Here is a 19,319-nt window from a genome sequence, read left to right as displayed (position 1 = left end):
GCACTTGCCCGTGAGCTCCTCGAACAGGGCGGCCAGGGCGATCGCGCAGCGTGGCAGCAACTCGACACATCGCTGATAGGTGGGTAGTCGGGGAAACTCGCTACGCAGGTATCGACAAACAGGGTTCAGATAGAAGGATTTAAACTGTCGGTAGCGAATCTGGTGGAACAGCACGACCAGCGTCATCAACTCCGGCACGGATAGGCTGCCTTTCCTCGACCGATGGCGCTTGCCATCGGTCAGCAGCCGGGCGTTGAGTTGAGGTTCGAACGCTTTGTAAAAGTCGTCCATCCGGCAATAAGTCTCGGTTAGATCGTCCATGATGAGGCCTCCGTGTACGTGGTTGATCAGGTCATGCACTCAATGAATCAAGACAACATTGACGATCATCCGTTTCTCATCAATGGGTTAGCGCCACATTTTTGGCTTCGTTATCCCGAACTGACGTTGATGGTAAGCAAAATCCAGCCATCCGGATCAACGTCAGGCAGGAAAAACCCGGCGCTTGGCCGGGTCTGGTTCTGGCCTCAATCAATCGGCCTTCGATCTGGCGGAAGAATCCCGACCCCCTGCAGCTTCCGCAACATGCTTTCGTGCTCGCTGCCGCAAGAGCTCTTCAGGTCGTCAGCGAGGTAAGCCCCGGCAGCAGCAAGCTTGACGATGCGTGGCGCGCAGTTCTTGCCTTCGGCTTCTCGCCGGATACTGACCAGAATCTCATTCAGCCAGCCGAAGCCCTCCGCAGCCATTTTGGCGGGGGCAAGAACATCCTCGGGGTTTGGCCGAAAGCTTCCCTGATGGAGCTAGGGCGTGTCATCAATTGCGGGCTCATGCGCGTTGGATGCTGGCGAACCGATGAAGCAGCGGCACGCACTGAGAGACGACCCATGGGAACGCATCAGGGATCTCCTGCCCGGGCGGGTTGGGCATGTTGGAGCCACCGCCCGAGACAATCGCGGGTTTTTGTGGAGGCGGTGCTCTACCGGTATCGAACAGGTATCCCCTGGCGCGATCTGCCCGAGCGTTTCGGGGACTTTCGCGTGGTGCACACACCCGACGCTCTCGCTGGAGCAAGCCGGGGGTCTGGGAGCGCATCTTCAGACGATGGGCGCAAGAGGCGAACAACGAGGGGGTCAGGATTGATTCCCCCATCCGCACCCCTTCACCCACAACTCCCCACTGCCCCGCAAGCCGTACAGAAATCGCATCCGTCTTTCCGGATCACCGTCAGATTCCCGCACTCACTACATAGTTTTCCGGGTGTCGGCTGCGTGGCCGTGCTGCCTGCCGGCGTCTGCAGAATCCCCATCTGCTGCCTGGGCAGGCCGCTCTCGTCGAGAATGCCGAGCATCGCGTAGCGGTGGATGATCAGTTGCGCGAGGTAGGCCACCGTCGAGGGGTAAGTGGTCTGACGGCGGGTGCCGGGAATGAAGGCCATGAAGTCGCCGAGCGGTTCGGGGTAGTCGAGGAGTTTCCGAAGCTTCATGCCGATCCACGCCGGGTCGATGACGCGCATGTCGAGCGAAAGGAGCTTGGTCAGGCCGTCAAGGGCGCGCGGGTAGTTGCCGGAGAGCCATACCGAGTAGGGGCGGGTGACGCCGTCGGGCAGGGTGATTTCCTTGAGGCCGAGGACGAAGTCTTCACTGGTCGCCGGGTTATAGACATCGACGGTCCACGACAACGTCCCATCGGTGCCGGTCTTCGGTTCCTTGAGGCTGAACATCGCGTCGAGCACCGGTGTCGTGCCTTCGTACTCGAAAGCGCCGAGGCGTTCGACATGGAACTGGATCAGTCGGGCCATCGCGGCGACCACCGAGGGCATGCGCTTGCGTTCGCCATGCGGCGGAAAAGGCATCTCGAAACTCTCGTCGCTGGCGGTCTTGGCCAGCGATTCAAGTTTCAGCGCCAGCCAGCCGTGGTCGTTGGCGCGCATGTCCATCGACAGCGTCTTGGCGACGGCGCCGAGACCGCGCGGCTGTTCCGGGCCATTGACCCAGACTTCGAAGGGCCAGCGGCGCTCGTCCTGATCGACCTGGCCGACGAAGAGTGCGAATTTGCCGTGCGTGTGCTCGATCATGTAGGTCCAGGCCATATTGCCCTCCGGCAGGTGTGGGCGGTTCGGCCAGCGCAGGCTGGCGAGTACCGGTGCCGGCAGGGTCTTGATGGTCAGGCGGCGGTTGGCGTCGCCGGTGACGAAATCCTGCGGCTGCTTTTTGTCTTCGGCCTGTTTCTGCGCGATGGATTGTGACCCGACCGACAGCACCGACCCGAGAACGGTATTCGGGCGGTAGGTGGCCAGCCCCTTGAGGCCGGATTTCCAGGCGCTCAGGTAAAGATCCTGGAAGTCTTCATAGGGGTAATCGGCAGGCACATTGACCGTCTTGGAGATCGAGGTGTCGATGTACGGGGCCACCGCGGCAACCATGTTCTTGTGCGCTTGTGCCGAGATTTCAAGGGCGGTGACGAAATAGTCGGGGAGCTTTTCGACATCGCCGCCGCAGTGCTTGTAGAGACGCCAGGCGTAATCCTCGACGATGTATTCCTTGAGCGTGCCGTCGGCCATGCGCTTCTTGCGGCTGTAGGTCCAGGAGAATGGTGGTTCGATACCATTCGAGGCGTTGTCGGCAAAGGCCAGCGAGATGGTTCCGGTCGGTGCGATCGACAAGAGGTGCGAGTTGCGCAGGCCATGCTTGCGGATTTCGCTCTTGATGTCGGCCGGCAGGCGCGACGCGAAATTGCCGCCCGAGAGGTAGAGTTCGGCGTTGAACAGCGGAAAGGCGCCGCGTTCCTTCGCCAGTTCGACCGACGCGCGGTACGCGGTGTCGCGCATGAATTCGGAAATGCGCGCGCCCATCGCGGTCGCTTCCGGGCGGTCGTAGCGCAAGCGCAGCATGCACAGAGTGTCGCCGAGGCCGGTGAAGCCGAGCCCGACGCGGCGCTTGTTGGCGGCCTCCTCGCGCTGGCGGGCAAGCGGCCAGGCAGTGACGTCGAGGACGTTGTCGAGCATGCGCGTCGACACCTTGATGACTTCGCCGAAGGCCTCGAAGTCGAACTCGGCGAGCGCGCTGAAGGCGTCCCGGACGAACAGGGTCAGGTTGATCGATCCCAGGCAGCAGCAGCCGTAGGGCGGAAGCGGTTGTTCGGCGCAGGGGTTGGTGGCCTCGATGACTTCGCAGTAGTAGAGGTTGTTGTCCTTGTTCATGCGGTCCAGGAAGAGGATTCCCGGTTCGGCGTGGTCGTAGGTGGATTTCATCACCTGGTCCCAGAGGTCGCGGGCGCGCACGCGGCGGTACACCCAGACGCCGTCTTCGCGCTGGAAGGCGCCGTCACGCTTCATGTCCAGGCTGGGCTCGGCGCGGTGCATCAGTTCGACTTCGCCATCGGTTTCGACGGCCCGCATGAAAGCGTCGGTGACGGCGATCGAGACGTTGAAGTTGGAGAGGTCGCCGTGATCCTTGGCGTGGATGAAGACCTCGATATCCGGGTGGTCGCAGCGCAGCACGCCCATCTGCGCACCACGGCGGGCGCCAGCGGATTCGACGGTCTCGCACGAGCGGTCGAAAACGCGCATATAGGATACCGGACCGGATGCGCGCGACTGCGTGCCCTTGACCAGCGCGCCGATCGGGCGGATCGACGAGAAGTCGTAACCGACGCCACCGCCCCGCCGCATGGTTTCGGCGGCTTCGGCCAGGGCACTGTAGATGCCGGGCTTGTCATCGACGATTTCAACCACCGAATCGCCGATCGGCTGCACGAAGCAGTTGATCAGCGTCGCCGCGAGAGTTGTCCCGGCGGCCGAGTTGATGCGTCCGGCCGGCACGAAGCCATTCTCCTGCGCCCACAGGAAGCGCGCTTCCCAATGCGCGCGCTGCTTCTCTTCCTCGGCGGCGGCAAGGGCGCGGGCGACGCGGCGGCGCACGTCGTGAACCGAGAGTTCATGACCCTTGGCATATTTTTCGACGAGTACTTCGGCGGCGATTTCCTGTTCGGCAAGTGGCACGATCGCGGGAGCTTCGGCGACTTCGGACAGGGGAAGCTGATGTACGAGCTGGCTCATGGGTCGTCCTCCATAGGATGGATGGCAAAGAAATGGGTGCGGCTTGCCGGCACCGGTCTGATCGACGCGGTGCGGCTGATGGGCGTGCCTGAACGTGCAGATCCAGGTTCGGCAAAGCCGCTGGCTGCAGGGCGGGACAGACGTAAAGCTACTGCATGTAGTGGTGAAAGACAACCACAAGACTAGATGTAGTTATTCTCCGACAACCCTGCAGGCTTCTGGAAAAGCCGTGAAATCACCGGCTTGCGGCGCATCGGCGGCGGAAAAAATTTTTTTCTGGGGCATGGCCGTCGCCTTTCCCCGGAGGAAGGCCGTCGCCGGGTTGGGCGATGTCATCTGCCGGGTTTGATGCCGGCTTCACCAAGGCAGCGTTCGATGCGCGCCATCGTCTCCGAGATATCTTCGTCAAGTCCGATCGAAAAGCGGATCAGCCCGTCGTGCAGGCCGGCGGCCTCGCGTTCCTCAATCGGGATCTCGGACGATGTGCTATGGCCAGGAGTCGTGAACAGGGTCTTGAAGTAGCCGAGGCTGACCGCCAGGTAGCCGACCTTGTCGCGTTGCATCAGCGTCATCAGGCGATTGGCGGCGGCGTGATCGCCAGCGTCGAAGGTCAGCATTCCCCCCCAGCCATAACCGGGATTCATCAGCCGGGCCAGCAGCCGATGCTGCGGATGGCCGGCGAGGCCGGGGTAATGCACCGTATAACCCATCGTTTCGAGCCGGTTGGCCAGGTACAGCGCGTTGTTGCCGTGCTGGCGCAGGCGGATGTGCAGACTGTGCAGGTTCTTGAGGATGCTCGCCGCGCGCGTGCTGTCGAGCACCGGCCCCAGGAGCATGCTCGGTCCGGCATTGATGTCGTTGAGCCGGGCAATGAAGTCTCGCGACGAGACGACACAGCCGGCAACACAGTCGCTGGTGCCATTGACGAACTTGGTCAGGCTGTGCACCACGACGTCGGCGCCGTGGCGTAGCGGCGACAGGATCATCGGCGTGAAGGTGTTGTCCACCACCAGGCGGGCACCGTTCTCGTGCGCGATGGTGGCTAGTGCCGGCAGGTCACTGACTTCGAGCAGAGGGTTGCTGAGCGACTCGCAGTAGAGGACGCGCGTGTGCGGCGTCATCGCGGCACGGACGGCGTCGTGATTGCAGAGGTCGACGAAGCGCGTGTTGACGCCGAAGCGCGGCAGCAGGTTCTTCAGCAACGCATAGGTGCCGCCGTATATGCTGCGGCCGCAGACGATCTCGTCGCCGGCCCCGCACAGGGTCATCAAGGTGGTGCTGATCGCCCCCATCCCGGAGGCCATGACCTGCGCCGCCTCACCGTCCTCCATCCTTTCCAGCGCACTGGCCAGGTACTTGTTGGTCGGGTTGAAGTGGCGCGAGTAGAGGAAGCAGCCTTCGATCTCGTGCTCGAACAACTCCGCCATTCGTTCCGGGCTCAGGAATGTATAGGTGGAGGAGTCGGTGATCGACGGATTGACATCCCCGAACTCACCGAACACCAGATAATCCTGGACTCGCGATGCGGGATTGAATGCCATGGGATTGCCCTCCGACGGATGATTGAGGAAACAACCCTAACATGTGCTGTAGGCCAGGCGCAACGAGGGCAACCCCCACGCGCCCCGGCAGGAATGCCCGTGCGGGATCGAGTAGCGCTCCCGAGATGCATGCTTCGGGGCCGACGCTTGGTACCCGAGGCCATGAAATCTGATGCCGGCAGCAAAAAGCCCTTGACCGCGCGGCGTGTTTAATTAAAGTGTGCATGGTTGTGGACAGCGAGGAGGCGGGCATGACCTCTGCGGTTGACGCAGGGCTGGCTCCTTGTTTGGCCAAGCACCAGCCTGATGTATTTGTCGATCACCGCATCCGCATTGCTGCACCTCCAGGACAACCGAACCCATGAAAAGAGATTCGCGCTTTCACATCGCTGTCATTCCCGGCGACGGCATTGGCCCTGAAATCGTGGCTGCCTGCCTGCAAGTGCTTGACATTCTGCAGGAGCGCCTGGGTGGCATCGGTTTCGACTACCGCAAACTTGAGGGTGGTGCGGGTTTCTACCAGAAAACCGGCACCGCCTTCTCCGATGAAAGCATGGCCGTGTGCAAGAAAGCCGATGCCGTTCTATTGGGCGCCTTTGGCCTGCCGGAGGTCCGTTACCCCGATGGGACGGAAATTTCCACGCAGTTCGATTTGCGGGTTGAAATGGATCTGTACGCCGGTCTGCGCCCAATCCGCAGTTATCCTGGCCTGCCGCGCGTACTGGCTGACAAGCGTGCAGCGCTGATCGATCTGGTGATCGTTCGTGAGCAGAGCGAAGGGTTTTTCTACTCGCGCGGGCGAGGGACGGTGGAGGAGGACCAACTCGCCTGGGAGACGATGAAGATCTCGCGCCACGGCAGCCGCCGGATTTCCGAGTTTGCTTTCCGTATCGCCTCACGACGCGCCAAGAGCCGGCGGCGTACGGGCAAAGTCACCTGCGTCGACAAGGCCAATGTACTCTCTTCGATGGCCTTCTTCCGCAAGGTCTTCGCCGAGGTGTCCGCCAAACACCCTGAGATCAAGTCGGAGTACGCATACGTGGACGCGACGGCCATGAACCTGGTCAAGGCGCCGTGGGACTTCGACGTGCTGGTGACCGAGAACGCTTTCGGAAGCATCCTTTCCGACCTGGCAGCCGGTGTTGTGGGCAGCCTCGGTCTGGCGCCGTCGGCCGACATCGGGGAAAAGCACGCGGTTTTTCAGCCTGCGCACGGTAGTGCACCGCACATGGCCGGTCAGGGTATCGCCAATCCGGTTGCCCAGATCCTTTCGGCGGCATTGATGCTGGACTGGCTGGCCGACCAGCACGGCGAACCCCGGCTGGCACATGGCGCACGCATTCTGGAACGGGCGGTTGAAAAGGCGCTGACCGTGGTCTGCCCAATCGAATTCCGCGGCCAGGACGGCACGGCAGCCATTGCCAAAGCGATCATGGCCCAGATTCGCAAGGTCTGATCACTACGGCAAACCTTCATGCGCGGTCCTGTCGCGTCGTGCTGGTGCATGCGGCCGCAGGCGGGGTGACTGCTACAATGGCACCCCCACAAGAACAAGGATCCCTACCATGACCGTCAAGCCACCCCCCGCCACCGCTGCCAGCCTGTTGTTGCCCACCGTCGAGCGGCAGACCGGCGAGCCCCCCAAGTGCGCGATCATCTGGCTGCACGGCCTGGGTGCCGACGGGCATGACTTCGAGCCGATCGTAGACGAATTCGATTTTGATCGGTTGCCGGCGCTGCGTTTTGTCTTTCCGCACGCGCCCATGCGGGCGGTGACCATCAATGCAGGCTACGTGATGCGCGCCTGGTACGACATCGTCTCAGTCGATTTTGCGCCGGGACGCGAGGAGGCGGAGGGCGTGCGGACATCCGCGCAACAGATCGAAGCCCTGCTTGACCGGGAGAATGCACGGGGCATCGCGGATGCGCGCATCGTGCTGGCTGGTTTCTCGCAGGGCGGAGTCATCGCCTTGCACACCGGTCTGCGTCACCCGCGGCGCCTGGCCGGGATTCTGGCGCTGTCGTGCTATCTGCCGCTCGCCGAGACGCTGGCTGAAGAAGCGCAACAGGCCAACCGCGACGTGCCGATCTTCATGGCACATGGGCGTGCCGACCCGGTCATTCCCTACGACCTCGGCAAACGTGCCGCCAAACTGCTCAAGGCCGCGGACTACCCGGTGCAGTGGCATGGCTACGACGCCGAGCATACGGTGTGCCTCGAGGAACTGCGTGACATCGAGGCCTGGCTGAACAAGGTACTGGCAGACGCCTGCTGAGCGGCGGCGAAGCCCTCCGGTCCAGGCGCGTGCCGCTCACTGCGTTACTGCGCTGCAGGAGCATCGCGCGGAGCGGCGACAAAGGCCAGGGTTCCGCTGCGCATCTGGAACGTTCCCTGCAGGGGGCCCATGCCACCTTCGGGTTCGCCGTCAAGCTTCGCAAAGCCTTCGCAACTGCGCGTCTCGACGACAAACATGCGCTTGCCCTGCTTGAGAATCCAGGCATCGTTTCCCGGCGCATAGACCTCGACCTTGCTTTCAGTGCCTCCCGGTCCCATCTCGTGCCGACGCATGCAATCGGGCATGCGTGCTGCGACGATCGCGTACCTGGCGGTCTTTTCCCAGAAGAAGTTCTGCACACGAATCAGCGTCAGCGAATGCTGGCGCGAGGCGATCTCGAAAGACGCGCGCTGATCCGAGCAGGCCACCAGCAGCGGCAGCAGCAAGCAAGGGAACAGCCTTTTCAGTGACAAGGGAATTTCCTCCAGTGAATTCGGAAAAAGGCCGGCAAACTCAGTCGAGCATCCGCCAGTGCAGCCACTCGCCAGCCCCCAGAGGGACCAGCCGATCGTCATCAGTGTAGGCGAAGGTCTTGGGGACTCGCCAGTCCCGCCGTGCGAGTGTCACCTGACCGCCATTGCGCGGCAAGCCGTAGAAGTCGGGGCCATGAAAACTGGCGAAGGCCTCCAGCCGGTCGAGCGCGCCGGCCGACTCGAAGGCGGTCGCGTAGAGTTCGAGTGCCGCATGCGCCGTATAACAACCGGCACAACCGCAGGCAGCTTCCTTGCTGGCGCGCGCATGTGGCGCAGAATCGGTCCCGAGAAAGAATTTCGGGTTGCCGGAAGTGGCTGCGCGCAGCAGGGCCTGGCGATGCCGCTCGCGTTTGAGGACCGGCAGGCAGTAATAATGCGGACGCACCCCGCCGGCAAAAATGGCGTTGCGGTTGTAAAGCAGGTGGTGAGCGGTGATCGTTGCCGCAACATTCGGCCCGCAAGCGGCTACGAAGTCGGCGGCGTCAGCGGTCGTGATATGCTCGAAAACGACCCGGAGCTGTGGGTGCCGCGCCAGCAGAGGTCGCAGCACGCACTCGATGAACACCCGCTCGCGGTCGAATACGTCAACCGCCGGGTCAGTCGCTTCGCCGTGCACCAGCAACGGCATCCCCAGCTCGGCCATTGCCTCCAGCGCGGGCGCGCATCGGGCGATCTCCGTCACGCCCGCGTCGGAGTGGGTTGTCGCGCCGGCCGGGTAAAGCTTGACGGCGTGCACGCAGTCGCTATCGACGGCCCGTCGGATTTCATCGGCGGGGGTATGGTCGGTCAGGTAAAGGGTCAGCAGCGGTTCGAACGTCACACCCGGCGGCAGCGCCGCCAGGATGCGCGCACGATACGCCTCGGCAGCGGCGACGGTCGTGATTGGCGGGCGCAGATTGGGCATCACGATGGCGCGCGCAAACTGGCGCGCGGTGTGCGGCAGGACGGTGGCCAGCGCCGCACCATCGCGCAGATGGAGGTGCCAGTCATCGGGACGGGTAAGGGTGATCTGCATACCTGCACCTGGCAAAGGAAATGGTTGAATTCCAGATTCTAACAGCGCTGTGCCGTGCCAGCGGATCGCACTGCACAAGGCCGGATGGCGCTTGACCTGGCTGTCAACTCTTGCCTAGACTCTCGAACCATGAGGGCAAGCTACGTTCTATCGATCGACCAGGGCACCACCGGTTCGACGGTGCTGATTTTCGACCACGACGGTCAGGTCAAGGGTCGGGCCTATTCCGAGTTCACCCAGCACTATCCCAGACCGGGCTGGGTCGAGCACGACGCCGAGGAAATCTGGCAGGTGACGCTCAAGGTCATCGGCGAAGCCCTGCGCAGCGCGCGTGTCCGGGCCAGCGATCTGCACGCCATCGGGATCACCAACCAGCGGGAAACGACCGTGCTCTGGGAGCGAACCACTGGCAAACCGGTAGCCCGGGCGATCGTCTGGCAGGATCGTCGAACGGCCCGCTATTGCGACGAACTGAAGGCGCGGGGCCTGGAGGAAATGATCCGCCACAAGACCGGCCTGGTGATCGACCCGTATTTCTCCGGAACCAAGGTGAAGTGGCTGCTGGACCAGGTCGACGGTCTGCGCGAACGCGCCGGGCGCGGCGAAATCGCGTTTGGCACCATCGATTGCTGGCTGGTCTGGCAGTTGACCGGCGGCAAGGCGCATGCCACCGACTACTCCAACGCCTCGCGCACGCTGCTGTACAACATTGAGGAACTGTGCTGGGACGAAGAAATTCTCGAACTGCTCGACATCCCCAAGGCAATCCTCCCCGCAGTCAGGCCGTCTGCGTGCATTTTCGGGTCGACCGATCCGGAGATGTTCTTCGGGACGCACGGTATCCCCGTCGCGGGCGTCGCCGGCGACCAGCAGGCGGCCTTGTTCGGGCAAGCCTGCCACGGCGCGGGTCTCGCCAAGAACACCTACGGCACCGGCTCGTTCGTGCTGATGAACACCGGTACCCAGCGGGTCCTCAGCAAGGAGAAACTGCTGACCACCATCGCCTGGGGAATCGGCGACGAGCCTGTCGAATATGCCCTGGAAGGCGCCATCTTCATCACCGGCGCAGCCGTGCAGTGGCTGCGCGACGGTCTCGGAATCATCCGGTCGGCGACCGAAGTCGAGGCGCTGGCGCGGTCGGTGCCGGACAACGAAGGCGTCTATTTCGTGCCGGCGCTGGTCGGTCTGGGTGCGCCGCACTGGGATCCCTACGCCCGTGGCCTGCTGATCGGCATCACCCGCGGTACCACCCGGGGCCACCTCGTACGGGCAGTGCTCGAGAGCATGGCCTACCAGACGCGCGACGTGATCGAGGCGATGCAGCGCGATTCCGGAATCACCCTGAAGGAATTGCGCTGCGATGGCGGCGCCTCGGTCAACCGTCTGCTGATGCAGTTTCAGGCCGACATTCTCGGGGTGCCGGTGGAGGTGCCGCGAATTGTCGAGACCACCGCCCTGGGTGCCGCCTATCTGGCCGGGCTGGCCACCGGTTTCTGGAGCAGTCGCGTGGAACTGGCCGAGAAGTGGCAGCTCGACAACCGCTATACGCCGCACCTCGACGAGAGCAGGCGCCAACGCCTGTTCCGGCGCTGGCACCGGGCGGTCGAGCGCTGCCGGGGCTGGGCGCGGGATGACGAGGGGGACCCCTCCGACGAGTCCTGAAGCACCGTCAGCACTCGTCAAGACTGGCACGCAGCTCGCGCAGATAGGCGAGCCCGCGGATCGCCCGACTGCCGTACCAGGAAACCATTTCGCCGTCGATCAGCGCCGCGCGGATGCCCGGCAGTCGTTCTGTCAACTGACGCAGATGGCTGGCACGGAAGGGGTAGGGTTCGCTGGAAAGAAATACGATCTCGGCTGCCCGCGCCAGCCCCGGCAAATCGACCTCCGGATAGCGGACCGCGCTTGCCTGCGGCAGCGTATCCCAGCCGGCGGCGGCCAACATGTGCGAGATGTAGGTGTCGCGGGCGACGCTGAGCCAGGGTTCGCGCCAGATCAGGTAGAGCACTCGCTGCCGCGGTCGCCCATTGGCCAGCGTGCCGAGCGCCGCCCAGGCGCGCTCGAAGTCGGCGCAGAGGGCCTCGGCCTCTTTTTCGCGCCCGAAAATCCCGCCCAGCAGGCGGTAGAGTTCGAGGTTGTCGCGGGCAGTCAGCGGGTGGGTGACGATCAGGTGCGGAACGAAATCGGCCAGGGCTTCGACTTCTTCGCGACGGTTTTCGTCGATGTTGACCAGCACATGCGTTGCCTGCAGCGCACGCAGTTTGTCGATGTCGAAACCCTTGGTGCCGCCGAGTTTCGGCACCCGCCGGACGACCTGCCGCGGATGAATGCAGAAACCGGTGCGGCCGACCAGCCGCTCGCCGAGGTCGAGGTCGACCAGCAACTCGGTCAGACTGGGCACCAGCGAGACGATGCGCGGTATGCCGGGAAAGCAAGCGTGCGGCTTGCCGAGCGCGTCAGACCATTGCATGATGAGGGCTCCACGTTCAAATAACAGGAGACAAGCATGCTAGCTCAGAAACTTGCCGTCGTGACCGGTGCCGCGCGCGGCATCGGCCTCGCCGTGGCGCGCGATCTGGCGGCCGCCGGGTGCATGGTGCTGATGGTCGGGCGCGGCGCCGAAGCGATCGAGGACGCCGCCCGACAACTGCGCGCGAGCGGGCACGAGGTGATGCCGCATGTGGCCGATGTCACCGACGCCAGCGCCGTTGCCGCCCTGGGCGCCCGCCTGCGCCGCGAGTTCGGCCGCGCCGACATTCTGGTGAACAATGCCGGCGTTTTTCTCGAAGCGCCGGATTTTCTGGCTCCGCAGGCGGCCAGCGTGGTGGTGGTCGATCCGGATCTGGTGGCGGCGACGCACGCCTGCAACGCACTCGCACCGCTGCGCCTGATTCAGGTCATCGTTCCCCTGATGCGCGAGAATCGCTGGGGGCGAATTGTAAACGTCTCGTCCGGCATGGGACAACTGGCCCAGATGGGTGGCTACTGGCCGGGTTACCGGATGTCGAAAGCGGCGCTGAACGCGCTGACCCGCCTCACGGCCAAGGAGCTGGAAGGCACTCCGATCAAGATCAACTCGGTCTGCCCCGGCTGGTGCCGTACCGGCATGGGTGGCGAGAACGCCACCCGCAGTGCCGAGGAAGGCGCCCAAGGAATCGTCTGGGCGGCACTGCTGCCGGACGACGGCCCGAGCGGCGGTTTCTTCCGCGATGGCCAAGCGATCGAGTGGTGAAAATGAGCAAGTCCACCGGACGGCGCCATCGGAACTTCACCCGTCATCAGCGAATGCTCACCGTCCGCGCCTTCCATGCTGGCGCCTGCCAGCGCTGGAAGGCAGACAGCGAAGCCGGTTTGTCGGCCCAGCGATCGATCTCGAGGGTGGACGGGTTGAGCAGCTCGAAACTGAGCTTGTAGCGGCCGTCCACTTTCGCCTCTCGAGCGGTGAGCATCTGTCCGCTGCCGGGCACCCAGCCGGCGAATTCGACGTAGCCGAGGGTCGGTTGCACCGTCGCCGGCGGAACGACATCGACCTTCCAACCAGTCGGTTCCTGACGAAAAACCCACATCTCGCGCCAGCCATCGAGCGGCTGTACGGCCAGCGCCAGAGCCGTTCCCTGCGGGTGCGCGGCGGCCGACGCGGTCCAGACGATGCCGTAGGTACAACGCGTCAGCAGGGCGTGCTTGGCATCGTGCCGGGAATCGACGAGATGTACACAGGTTTCCCCAGGCTGGCCGGGGCTGGTGGCGATCCCGAGGCTGCTGGGGGCTGTCGCCGAAGGCATGGTGCCTGCCGGCGGTTCGGCGGCCCAGCGCGAAGCGCCGACGCGAATCGCGGCGTCGCTGTAAGTGGCCGCATCCGTCTCAGCCAGCTCGCTCCGGTTGATCGCCGCGAGTTCGTCGACCGCACGCTTGCCCGCCGCAGTGACTGGCCCGGCGCCCGCTTCCGAGCGCCTCGCCCGTTGCCAGGCGAGACTGGCCCATACGCCGGCCCGGCGCAGGTGCAGGCGGTTCTTGAGAACCTCTGGCAGGCGAGTGGTTTCGACCCGATCGAGCACTTCGGCACGCCAGTGGTCGACCGCCAGGCGCTCCGTTGGGGTCAGCGCCGGCGCAACGCAATCGTGACGGGTCAGTGCCAGCGCGGCCTGGGCCTTCTGCTGGTCGCTCGCCGGCAACGCGAGAACGCGCCGGAAAGCGTCACCGTTATAGCAAAGCTGAAGCTGCTCGTCGCGCTCGAAACTGAGCATGCGCACACCATAGGCCGCGGCGACTTCGAGGTGCGCAGCGACGCTGGTATCGGGGGTTTTCCCCTGGCGAACGGTGGCGCGTTTGGCCAGACGTTCGGCGAAAGTCCCGAGCGCGTCGAAGACCTCTGCGTTGATCGCATCGGCTGGCGCCGCCTTGAGATAGGCGGCGGCATAGCCGATTCCCAGCGCCTCCGCCCCCGGCGTGTCGCGCAGGAAGCGGACGACCGCCAGCAGCTCGGGAGCATTTTCCGGTTGCAGTGTCTGCTGGCGAACCTGGCTCGCGCGGATGTAACCGGCACGCTCCCGGCGATGATCATAGACCTGCAGGTAATCGCCCTTGGTGGCGCGAATTTCGAGGGAGTCACCCTGCCACAGGACGGCCTGCTGGACGGCCGATTCCCTGGGCGCGGCGCGCAGGGCGGCCTGGTCCTGGGTGACGATGGCAACGACGGTGAGCGCGGTGGCGAGCAGGCTCATTGTCCACCCTCGCCGCTTTCTTCAGCGCCCTGGGCGTCTGACGCCGCCTGGCTCGCTGCCTGGGCACGCCCGTTCCTGCCGCTGCCGAGCAGGGTGGCGCCGATGAAGCCGCCGTCAGTGGGGGGCGGCGCAATGATGACCGAGATCTTGTCGGAGAGCTTGTCGGCCAGCGTCTTCTGGATCAGCAAGGGATTCTTCGAGATCAGCGCGCCATCGCGTGCCAGTTGCTCGCTGGCGATCCTGCCGATGCGCTCCTGGCGATAGGCTTCGGCGTCGGCCAGTTTCTGGCGCGAATCGGCCTCGCCGGCCGCCTCGATGCGACGCGCCTGTGCGCTCGCTTCGGCCGCCTTGATGCGCGCCAGCTTGTCGGCCTCGGCTTCCAGCCCGCGCTGCTCGATCTGCTTCTGCTTGAATGGCAGCACATGCTTCATCGCTTCCGCCTGCGCCCGGGCGGCAATGATCTGCTCTTCGCCCGCAGCCTCGGCGGCTTTCTCCCGGCGGACCTTCTCGGCTTGCGCTTCGAGTTCGCTCTGTTTCACCTGTTTGTCCTTGAGTTCCAGCGTGTAGCGCATCTTCTCGGTTGCCAGTTCTTCGGCGAGCAGATTTTCCATCCCAGCCTTGTAATCGGAAGGCAGGTCCACTTTGCCGATGGTCACCGATTCCAGCGTGATCCCGTCGGCAGCCAGGCGGGGTTTCAACTCGACTTCGATGGCTTGCTGGATCTCCTGGCGTTTGCTGGAGAAGATCTCGCGCACCGTATAACGAGCGAGCGTCTTGTAGAGCACGCCCTGCACAACCGGTTCGACGATTTCCCCGTTGATGTCCTGGGGCAGGGTTCTGGCCATCACCGAAATCTGCTGCGGGTCGAGCGAGTAGCGTACCGAAATGTCCACCCCGAGCGAGAGGCCTTCCACCGACTGAAAAGCCGCCGGGCCGCCGGCACTGATGCCGCCGCTCGGACGATAAACCTGGTCGCGCAACGAGAAGCGGCGCAACTCGTGCAGATGCGGAATGATCAGCACCGCGCCTGCACGCACCTCGGTCGAGCCGCCGGTGAACTGGTTTACGCGCAGGCCAATTTCGCCACGTCCGATGCTCTGCAATGGCGGATGTGCGTAGAGCGTGTAGCCGCCGGCCGCGAGCATTGCCAGCGCCATCAGGCCGACGCCACGATGCTGGAGGGCTCTGCCGCAGCGGGCGGCGCCGGGGGCTACGCGGGCTGCTGCGAGACCCAAGGTATGGCGAATCGATTCGACGATTTCCTTGATCCGTGGTGACATGATGTGATTTCTCCTGACAAGCGATCTTCGATCGAAGGGGCTACTGCCCCGCCATGGGTGCGGGAAGATCGGTCCGCGCCCGGTTTCGGCATGGAGTCCATCGTCGTCGAAAGGCCATGGAGGGAGCAAAGGCGGCGCGGGGGCAGTTCGGTCATGGGCTGGCGGCCTGTTTTCGCGCTCGTTCCGGTTCGCTCAGCGGTGTGAACAAAACCTCCCGGTCCGGCCATGCCGGACTTCCCGCTCGCCGGAGATCAAATGGGCACTGTTTGATGAGGGTTCATATAGTCTCGTCGGTGCCGCTGGATTCCCCATCCTTCGCTGACTCCGGCGGGTGTCAGTGGCGTAGGTTGAGCTGAGGGACGAAGCCCAACCGATCACAGGTCCTTGACCGCGCGTTGTCGTTTTGGGCTGTTGGGTGAGCACGGTCCACCTTCGTGATGGAACTCGCGGCGTAAATGATCAAATAGGGTGATGTTTGGAGGGGGGTTACAAGTGTAGGTTTTTTCGAGCATTGGTTCTGTGGCAGAGTTGGCCAAGGTTCCGGGACGGCGTGCGCGACGGGAATCATTTGGGTGCGGCTCTTTTCGGCCACGAAGACTCTTAGACAGATCAAATAGTTAGCTCATCAATGACTGGTCAGAATCTCTCGGGAGCGGTACGTAACCTGGCGGGTACCCGTTTCCTAGCTCAAAGGCGACCAATTCAGGCGGCGGCGGACGAATTAGGGGGATCAAATTGCCCGACAGAGGGTCGCGAAACCGTGGCCGAAAAGAGCCGCACCCATTCGATTTGAGGGGGCGTGCCATACAGGAACTCAGGATCGAGGTAGTTCAGAAACGAGACATGCCCCCCGAGTTCCGGACTCCCCGAGTTCGCGCTTTGATTCGCAGGCGGTGATCCATCCTGTTTCCGACATTTTGAATGCTCAGGGCGGCGTCATATGGTGCTCTTCGGCATAGGTGCGAAGAGCACGATTGACTGCCTCGGAATCCGGGAACAGCCTCTGCAAGTCAGCTTCGATGAGGATCAGGTTGGTGCCTTCCCGATAGCGCCGGGCGTACTTCCCGCGCTCACCGGACTTGATCAGGTCGGCCGGGTACTCCGGCCGCAAGGTGTCTTCATCGTTCATAGGCTTTACGCTCCTGGCTGGTCATGCGGCGTGCGGAAATGATACGAATCGTCTCTGACCGCTCGGTATACGCCACGACGAGAAAACTCCCGCTCGATGAAACACCAAAAAGCAGGTATCGCTCCTCATGATGTGAATGGTCCGGGTCATGGACGCACGAAGAATGGTCATCAGCAAACAGCTCAGCAGCTTCGGCGAAGGAAACACCATGCTTCTGTTCGTTGCTGCGCGCCTTTGCTTCATCCCATTGAAAATAAAGGGCCATGCCGCGTCAAAGGGCAAGCTGCTGCTGGGTATCGTCGACTGTCTGCTTCACCGGTCGGCCCGGCGAGCCCTTCCACGTGCGCCGCCCCAACATGAAGGCTATCTCGCGCTGAAAGCGCTCGCTGCCCAACACGAAGCCCCCGTTTGCCGATTCGCGTATTCGAGCGACTAGCGCGGGTTCGAGGTGCTCGTCAAACAACTCGCGATACACCGCATGCCGACGCTCGGCGCTTACGCCCAGGTCAAGAAAGACGGCGTGCGGCGTCAGCAGCCGGTCAATGGCCTGGCCCGTGTTGGCGTGGAAACTCGACCACCGGTAGTCCCCCGGTTTATTGACCATGCCCGCTCGTACAGGATTCAGCTCAATGTAACGCTGGCAAGCCAAAAGGTAGTTGTCGGCCTGGACGAGACACGAACGAAAACGGCCCTCCCACAGCGAACCCGTACGACCATACGTCCGGTTGACACGCTGAACGTAGCATTGCCCCAACCTCTTCATCAAGTTGGAGATGCCATCGGGCGCCTCGCCGGTGACGAGCAGGTGAACGTGGTTGGTCATCAGAACATACGCGTGGACCGCGACGTTTTCCGAGGACGCGGCAGTGGCAAGGGCCTCGAGATAGAACCGGAAGTCGTCCTCTGAAAAAAAGCACGCGCCCCGATCGATCCCCCGCTGGATCACATGAAAGGGGGTATCTGCAGCAACAATCCGTGCTCGCCTCGGCATCTTCGCCTCACTTTCTCACTGCACAACCAACGAAGACCGACTATAGCAGAAAACGTGGTCTGTCCCCCTTTTTCCCGGCTCGTCAGGGACCGCTTGCACCATCATGGCTATCCTGGTCCTGGTGCTGCGGTTCTGACGAGGTTTTCAGGCGCCGTCGGCACGCTTTCCCCGAATCACGAGTGCCGCCAAGACCGATCAGAGCTTGGAACACTGGCAGTTGTGGCGTTGGATATCCTATCCTTGGACGACCCGGTAAAGAACGGTTTTCGCTGGATCGCGTGGGCAGTAGGACGCGAGGACGCCTCCCTGAGATCGTTCGACGGCTATGTCGCTTTGCCGGAGGCCGGTCCCGCATGTGAGCTGTTTATATGCACAGTATAGTGCGTTCCCCTCGGGTCCCGCCGGTCAGGAAATCGATGTCCGGCAAATCAGATAGGCCCGCGTTTACGGCGGCGTGCCGCCCCGATGCCAAGCAGTCCGGACCCCAGCAATACGATGCTTGCAGGCTCGGGAACCGCCGTAGCATAAACAATGGTCACTTCAATAAGGCTCTCGCTCAAGAACCCGGCCGTCAGCTTGTCGCTGCTGCCCGGACTAAAAAATAGATCAGCCCCGACATTGACGTTGAACGTTCCGGTTCCTTCGAAGAAACCGAATGGCGCCGAAAGACTAAGGGAGGTGGTACCAGGCGGCAGCACAGTCACATGTGTTGCACCGGAAATTCCGCCAAAATCCACAACACCATCGAATGCACCCAAATTATCAACGATGCTCACACCCTGGCTCACAGTCAGCAGCGTCGAGGCCGCGTAAGATGGGATAGACACATTGAAATCGTAATGGAACAACGACGTCACAACCGATGGAGAGAGCGCAAGGTTCTCGGCCATCGATCCGAGTTTCTCATTCACCCTTACCGTAATCGTTACACCGCCCAACGGCCCGTGGCAGAAACAGCCGGTGTTGTCGATTTGATCGAATGTGAACGACGTATTTGGGAGCGTCGTAGACGGTCCCAAACTCCGGGTTTGAGTAATCAATGCTGCGGACGCCGGCACGTTCGTGAGGATGAGAGCCCCCGCTATCGCCAACCGGCCGATTTGATTGATACGCATTTAGGTTACCTCCTTCGCTAATTCATGCCGCAAAGTAACTACTCAGCAGGATCCTGGCACGGCTTGTGCTAATGTTGACGGGCCTTGATCATCGTTCCGGCCACAACCGTCCGTTGCGCTTGATGAAAGTCCTGCGGGAAAGTGGCAGAACCCTCGAAATCTCGTACCCTTGGAAGTGCGAACTAACCGAGGGAGAAGGAAGATGCTCAAGGGTCCTGCCGGGATGGACTTTAACCCAGACACGAGGCGAGTGCCACTGCGCGCGGCACGGGCGTCGATGGATGGTTGGTCGTGATACGTCGCTCGCGCCTGGAGCGGGCGGAGCAGCTTGGGGCGGCCACCGTGCGCCTGGCGGCGGGGCAGACGCAACGGCAGGTAGCCGCCGACCTCGGACTGGCACGCAGTACCCTGCAGGATTGGCGCAAGCCGGAGGCGGTTGGCGTGGCTCCCGCGGCCCTGGCGGCGTGGATGGAGACGCCGGAGGGCGTGCGGTGGCTGCATCAATTGGTGTTGGCGGCGCATTTCAGCATCACCCTGCAGGGCGCTGCCGGCATTCGGGTGGTGTGCCAATTCCTTGAGTTGAGCGGGCTGTCGGCCTTCGTCGGCGCCAGCTACGGCACCCAGCAAGGCCTCAATGCGGCGCTGGAGGAGGCGCTGGTCG

General features: G+C 63.0%; 15 protein-coding genes and 3 pseudogenes. 6 read left to right on the top strand and 12 right to left on the bottom strand.

All coding sequences use genetic code 11. The annotated features are described in order from the left end of the window. A pseudogene (locus CAPSK01_RS17985) lies at positions 1 to 321 on the bottom strand (IS982 family transposase); the annotation flags it as partial. Between the two features lie 531 nt (positions 322 to 852). Here CAPSK01_RS17985 and CAPSK01_RS23870 point away from each other — a divergent pair. Further along, positions 853 to 1,037, top strand: a pseudogene (locus CAPSK01_RS23870) (transposase); the annotation flags it as partial. A gap of 122 nt (positions 1,038 to 1,159) precedes the next feature. On the opposite strand, the gene CAPSK01_RS17975 reads toward CAPSK01_RS23870, so the two are convergent. Together CAPSK01_RS17975 and CAPSK01_RS17970 are read right to left on the bottom strand one after the other, a co-directional pair. Then, positions 1,160 to 4,057 (bottom strand): adenosylcobalamin-dependent ribonucleoside-diphosphate reductase, encoded by a 2,898-nt coding sequence (locus tag CAPSK01_RS17975; protein ID WP_034929924.1) that lies wholly within the window; start codon positions 4,055 to 4,057, stop codon positions 1,160 to 1,162. Between the two features lie 332 nt (positions 4,058 to 4,389). After that, positions 4,390 to 5,598 carry an aminotransferase class I/II-fold pyridoxal phosphate-dependent enzyme gene (locus CAPSK01_RS17970; RefSeq protein WP_034929922.1) on the bottom strand — a complete coding sequence of 403 codons (1,209 nt, stop codon included), beginning with the start codon at positions 5,596 to 5,598 and terminating at the stop codon, positions 4,390 to 4,392. Between the two features lie 361 nt (positions 5,599 to 5,959). Here CAPSK01_RS17970 and CAPSK01_RS17965 point away from each other — a divergent pair, with 361 nt between their 5' ends. Together CAPSK01_RS17965 and CAPSK01_RS17960 are read left to right on the top strand one after the other, a co-directional pair. Then, positions 5,960 to 7,054, top strand: coding sequence for an isocitrate/isopropylmalate family dehydrogenase (locus tag CAPSK01_RS17965; protein ID WP_034929920.1), 1,095 nt, complete (start codon positions 5,960 to 5,962; stop codon positions 7,052 to 7,054). Positions 7,055 to 7,163: 109 nt separating this feature from the next. Further along, on the top strand, positions 7,164 to 7,874 hold the full coding sequence (locus CAPSK01_RS17960; protein ID WP_273704009.1) for an alpha/beta hydrolase-fold protein: 711 nt from the start codon (positions 7,164 to 7,166) through the stop codon (positions 7,872 to 7,874). A 44-nt stretch (positions 7,875 to 7,918) separates the two neighbouring features. Here the strand turns inward: CAPSK01_RS17960 and CAPSK01_RS17955 are convergent, their stop codons facing one another. Both CAPSK01_RS17955 and pyrC read right to left on the bottom strand, forming a co-directional pair. Then, positions 7,919 to 8,347: a hypothetical protein gene (locus tag CAPSK01_RS17955; protein WP_273704008.1), complete on the bottom strand. Its 429-nt coding sequence runs from the start codon at positions 8,345 to 8,347 to the stop codon at positions 7,919 to 7,921. 40 nt (positions 8,348 to 8,387) lie between these two features. After that, positions 8,388 to 9,422, bottom strand: a complete 1,035-nt coding sequence (gene pyrC, locus CAPSK01_RS17950; RefSeq protein ID WP_034929919.1) for a dihydroorotase — start codon at positions 9,420 to 9,422, stop codon at positions 8,388 to 8,390. 129 nt (positions 9,423 to 9,551) lie between these two features. Between pyrC and glpK the strand changes: the two genes are divergently transcribed. After that, positions 9,552 to 11,084 (top strand): glycerol kinase GlpK, encoded by a 1,533-nt coding sequence (glpK, locus tag CAPSK01_RS17945; RefSeq protein ID WP_034929916.1) that lies wholly within the window; start codon positions 9,552 to 9,554, stop codon positions 11,082 to 11,084. Positions 11,085 to 11,091: 7 nt separating this feature from the next. Here glpK and CAPSK01_RS17940 read toward each other — a convergent pair whose 3' ends face one another. Continuing rightward, positions 11,092 to 11,892: a helical backbone metal receptor gene (locus tag CAPSK01_RS17940; RefSeq protein WP_034929913.1), complete on the bottom strand. Its 801-nt coding sequence runs from the start codon at positions 11,890 to 11,892 to the stop codon at positions 11,092 to 11,094. A 36-nt stretch (positions 11,893 to 11,928) separates the two neighbouring features. Here CAPSK01_RS17940 and CAPSK01_RS17935 point away from each other — a divergent pair, with 36 nt between their 5' ends. Continuing rightward, positions 11,929 to 12,654, top strand: coding sequence for an SDR family NAD(P)-dependent oxidoreductase (locus CAPSK01_RS17935; RefSeq protein WP_034929911.1), 726 nt, complete (start codon positions 11,929 to 11,931; stop codon positions 12,652 to 12,654). A gap of 46 nt (positions 12,655 to 12,700) precedes the next feature. Here CAPSK01_RS17935 and CAPSK01_RS17930 read toward each other — a convergent pair whose 3' ends face one another. The 6 genes from CAPSK01_RS17930 to CAPSK01_RS17905 all read right to left on the bottom strand — a co-directional run bounded on the left by CAPSK01_RS17930 (position 12,701) and on the right by CAPSK01_RS17905 (position 18,658). Continuing rightward, positions 12,701 to 14,143 (bottom strand): hypothetical protein, encoded by a 1,443-nt coding sequence (locus CAPSK01_RS17930; protein WP_034929908.1) that lies wholly within the window; start codon positions 14,141 to 14,143, stop codon positions 12,701 to 12,703. Next, positions 14,140 to 15,423 carry an SPFH domain-containing protein gene (locus CAPSK01_RS17925; RefSeq protein ID WP_034929906.1) on the bottom strand — a complete coding sequence of 428 codons (1,284 nt, stop codon included), beginning with the start codon at positions 15,421 to 15,423 and terminating at the stop codon, positions 14,140 to 14,142. Before CAPSK01_RS17925 ends, CAPSK01_RS17930 begins: the two co-directional genes overlap by 4 nt. A 925-nt stretch (positions 15,424 to 16,348) precedes the next feature. Further along, positions 16,349 to 16,552 (bottom strand): hypothetical protein, encoded by a 204-nt coding sequence (locus CAPSK01_RS17920; protein ID WP_034929904.1) that lies wholly within the window; start codon positions 16,550 to 16,552, stop codon positions 16,349 to 16,351. Further along, positions 16,542 to 16,817 (bottom strand): BrnT family toxin, encoded by a 276-nt coding sequence (locus CAPSK01_RS17915; RefSeq protein ID WP_034929902.1) that lies wholly within the window; start codon positions 16,815 to 16,817, stop codon positions 16,542 to 16,544. Before CAPSK01_RS17915 ends, CAPSK01_RS17920 begins: the two co-directional genes overlap by 11 nt. A gap of 6 nt (positions 16,818 to 16,823) precedes the next feature. Beyond that, positions 16,824 to 17,543 (bottom strand): transposase, encoded by a 720-nt coding sequence (locus tag CAPSK01_RS17910; protein WP_034929900.1) that lies wholly within the window; start codon positions 17,541 to 17,543, stop codon positions 16,824 to 16,826. A 428-nt stretch (positions 17,544 to 17,971) separates the two neighbouring features. Further along, complete coding sequence (locus CAPSK01_RS17905) at positions 17,972 to 18,658, bottom strand: choice-of-anchor E domain-containing protein (protein ID WP_034929898.1); 687 nt, start codon at positions 18,656 to 18,658, stop codon at positions 17,972 to 17,974. Between the two features lie 291 nt (positions 18,659 to 18,949). Between CAPSK01_RS17905 and CAPSK01_RS17900 the strand changes: the two are divergent. Further along, a pseudogene (locus CAPSK01_RS17900) lies at positions 18,950 to 19,319 on the top strand (hypothetical protein); the annotation flags it as partial.

Origin of the sequence: Candidatus Accumulibacter vicinus, assembly GCF_000584955.1 — a bacterium.
GTDB classification, from domain to species: domain Bacteria; phylum Pseudomonadota; class Gammaproteobacteria; order Burkholderiales; family Rhodocyclaceae; genus Accumulibacter; species Accumulibacter vicinus.
This window is presented reverse-complemented; position numbering and strand designations above follow the sequence as displayed.

Excerpts from the sequence above, each read along its gene's own strand:
- CAPSK01_RS17920 (WP_034929904.1), bottom strand. The coding sequence starts at position 16,552 with ATGAACGATGAAGACACCTTGCGGCCGGAGTACCCGGCCGACCTGATC.
- pyrC (WP_034929919.1), bottom strand. The coding sequence starts at position 9,422 with ATGCAGATCACCCTTACCCGTCCCGATGACTGGCACCTCCATCTGCGC.
- CAPSK01_RS17935 (WP_034929911.1), top strand. The coding sequence starts at position 11,929 with ATGCTAGCTCAGAAACTTGCCGTCGTGACCGGTGCCGCGCGCGGCATC.
- CAPSK01_RS17965 (WP_034929920.1), top strand. The coding sequence starts at position 5,960 with ATGAAAAGAGATTCGCGCTTTCACATCGCTGTCATTCCCGGCGACGGC.
- CAPSK01_RS17915 (WP_034929902.1), bottom strand. The coding sequence starts at position 16,817 with ATGGCCCTTTATTTTCAATGGGATGAAGCAAAGGCGCGCAGCAACGAA.
- CAPSK01_RS17910 (WP_034929900.1), bottom strand. The coding sequence starts at position 17,543 with ATGCCGAGGCGAGCACGGATTGTTGCTGCAGATACCCCCTTTCATGTG.
- CAPSK01_RS17970 (WP_034929922.1), bottom strand. The coding sequence starts at position 5,598 with ATGGCATTCAATCCCGCATCGCGAGTCCAGGATTATCTGGTGTTCGGT.
- CAPSK01_RS17930 (WP_034929908.1), bottom strand. The coding sequence starts at position 14,143 with ATGAGCCTGCTCGCCACCGCGCTCACCGTCGTTGCCATCGTCACCCAG.
- CAPSK01_RS17960 (WP_273704009.1), top strand. The coding sequence starts at position 7,164 with ATGACCGTCAAGCCACCCCCCGCCACCGCTGCCAGCCTGTTGTTGCCC.
- CAPSK01_RS17925 (WP_034929906.1), bottom strand. The coding sequence starts at position 15,423 with ATGTCACCACGGATCAAGGAAATCGTCGAATCGATTCGCCATACCTTG.
- CAPSK01_RS17940 (WP_034929913.1), bottom strand. The coding sequence starts at position 11,892 with ATGCAATGGTCTGACGCGCTCGGCAAGCCGCACGCTTGCTTTCCCGGC.
- CAPSK01_RS17905 (WP_034929898.1), bottom strand. The coding sequence starts at position 18,658 with ATGCGTATCAATCAAATCGGCCGGTTGGCGATAGCGGGGGCTCTCATC.
- CAPSK01_RS17975 (WP_034929924.1), bottom strand. The coding sequence starts at position 4,057 with ATGAGCCAGCTCGTACATCAGCTTCCCCTGTCCGAAGTCGCCGAAGCT.
- glpK (WP_034929916.1), top strand. The coding sequence starts at position 9,552 with ATGAGGGCAAGCTACGTTCTATCGATCGACCAGGGCACCACCGGTTCG.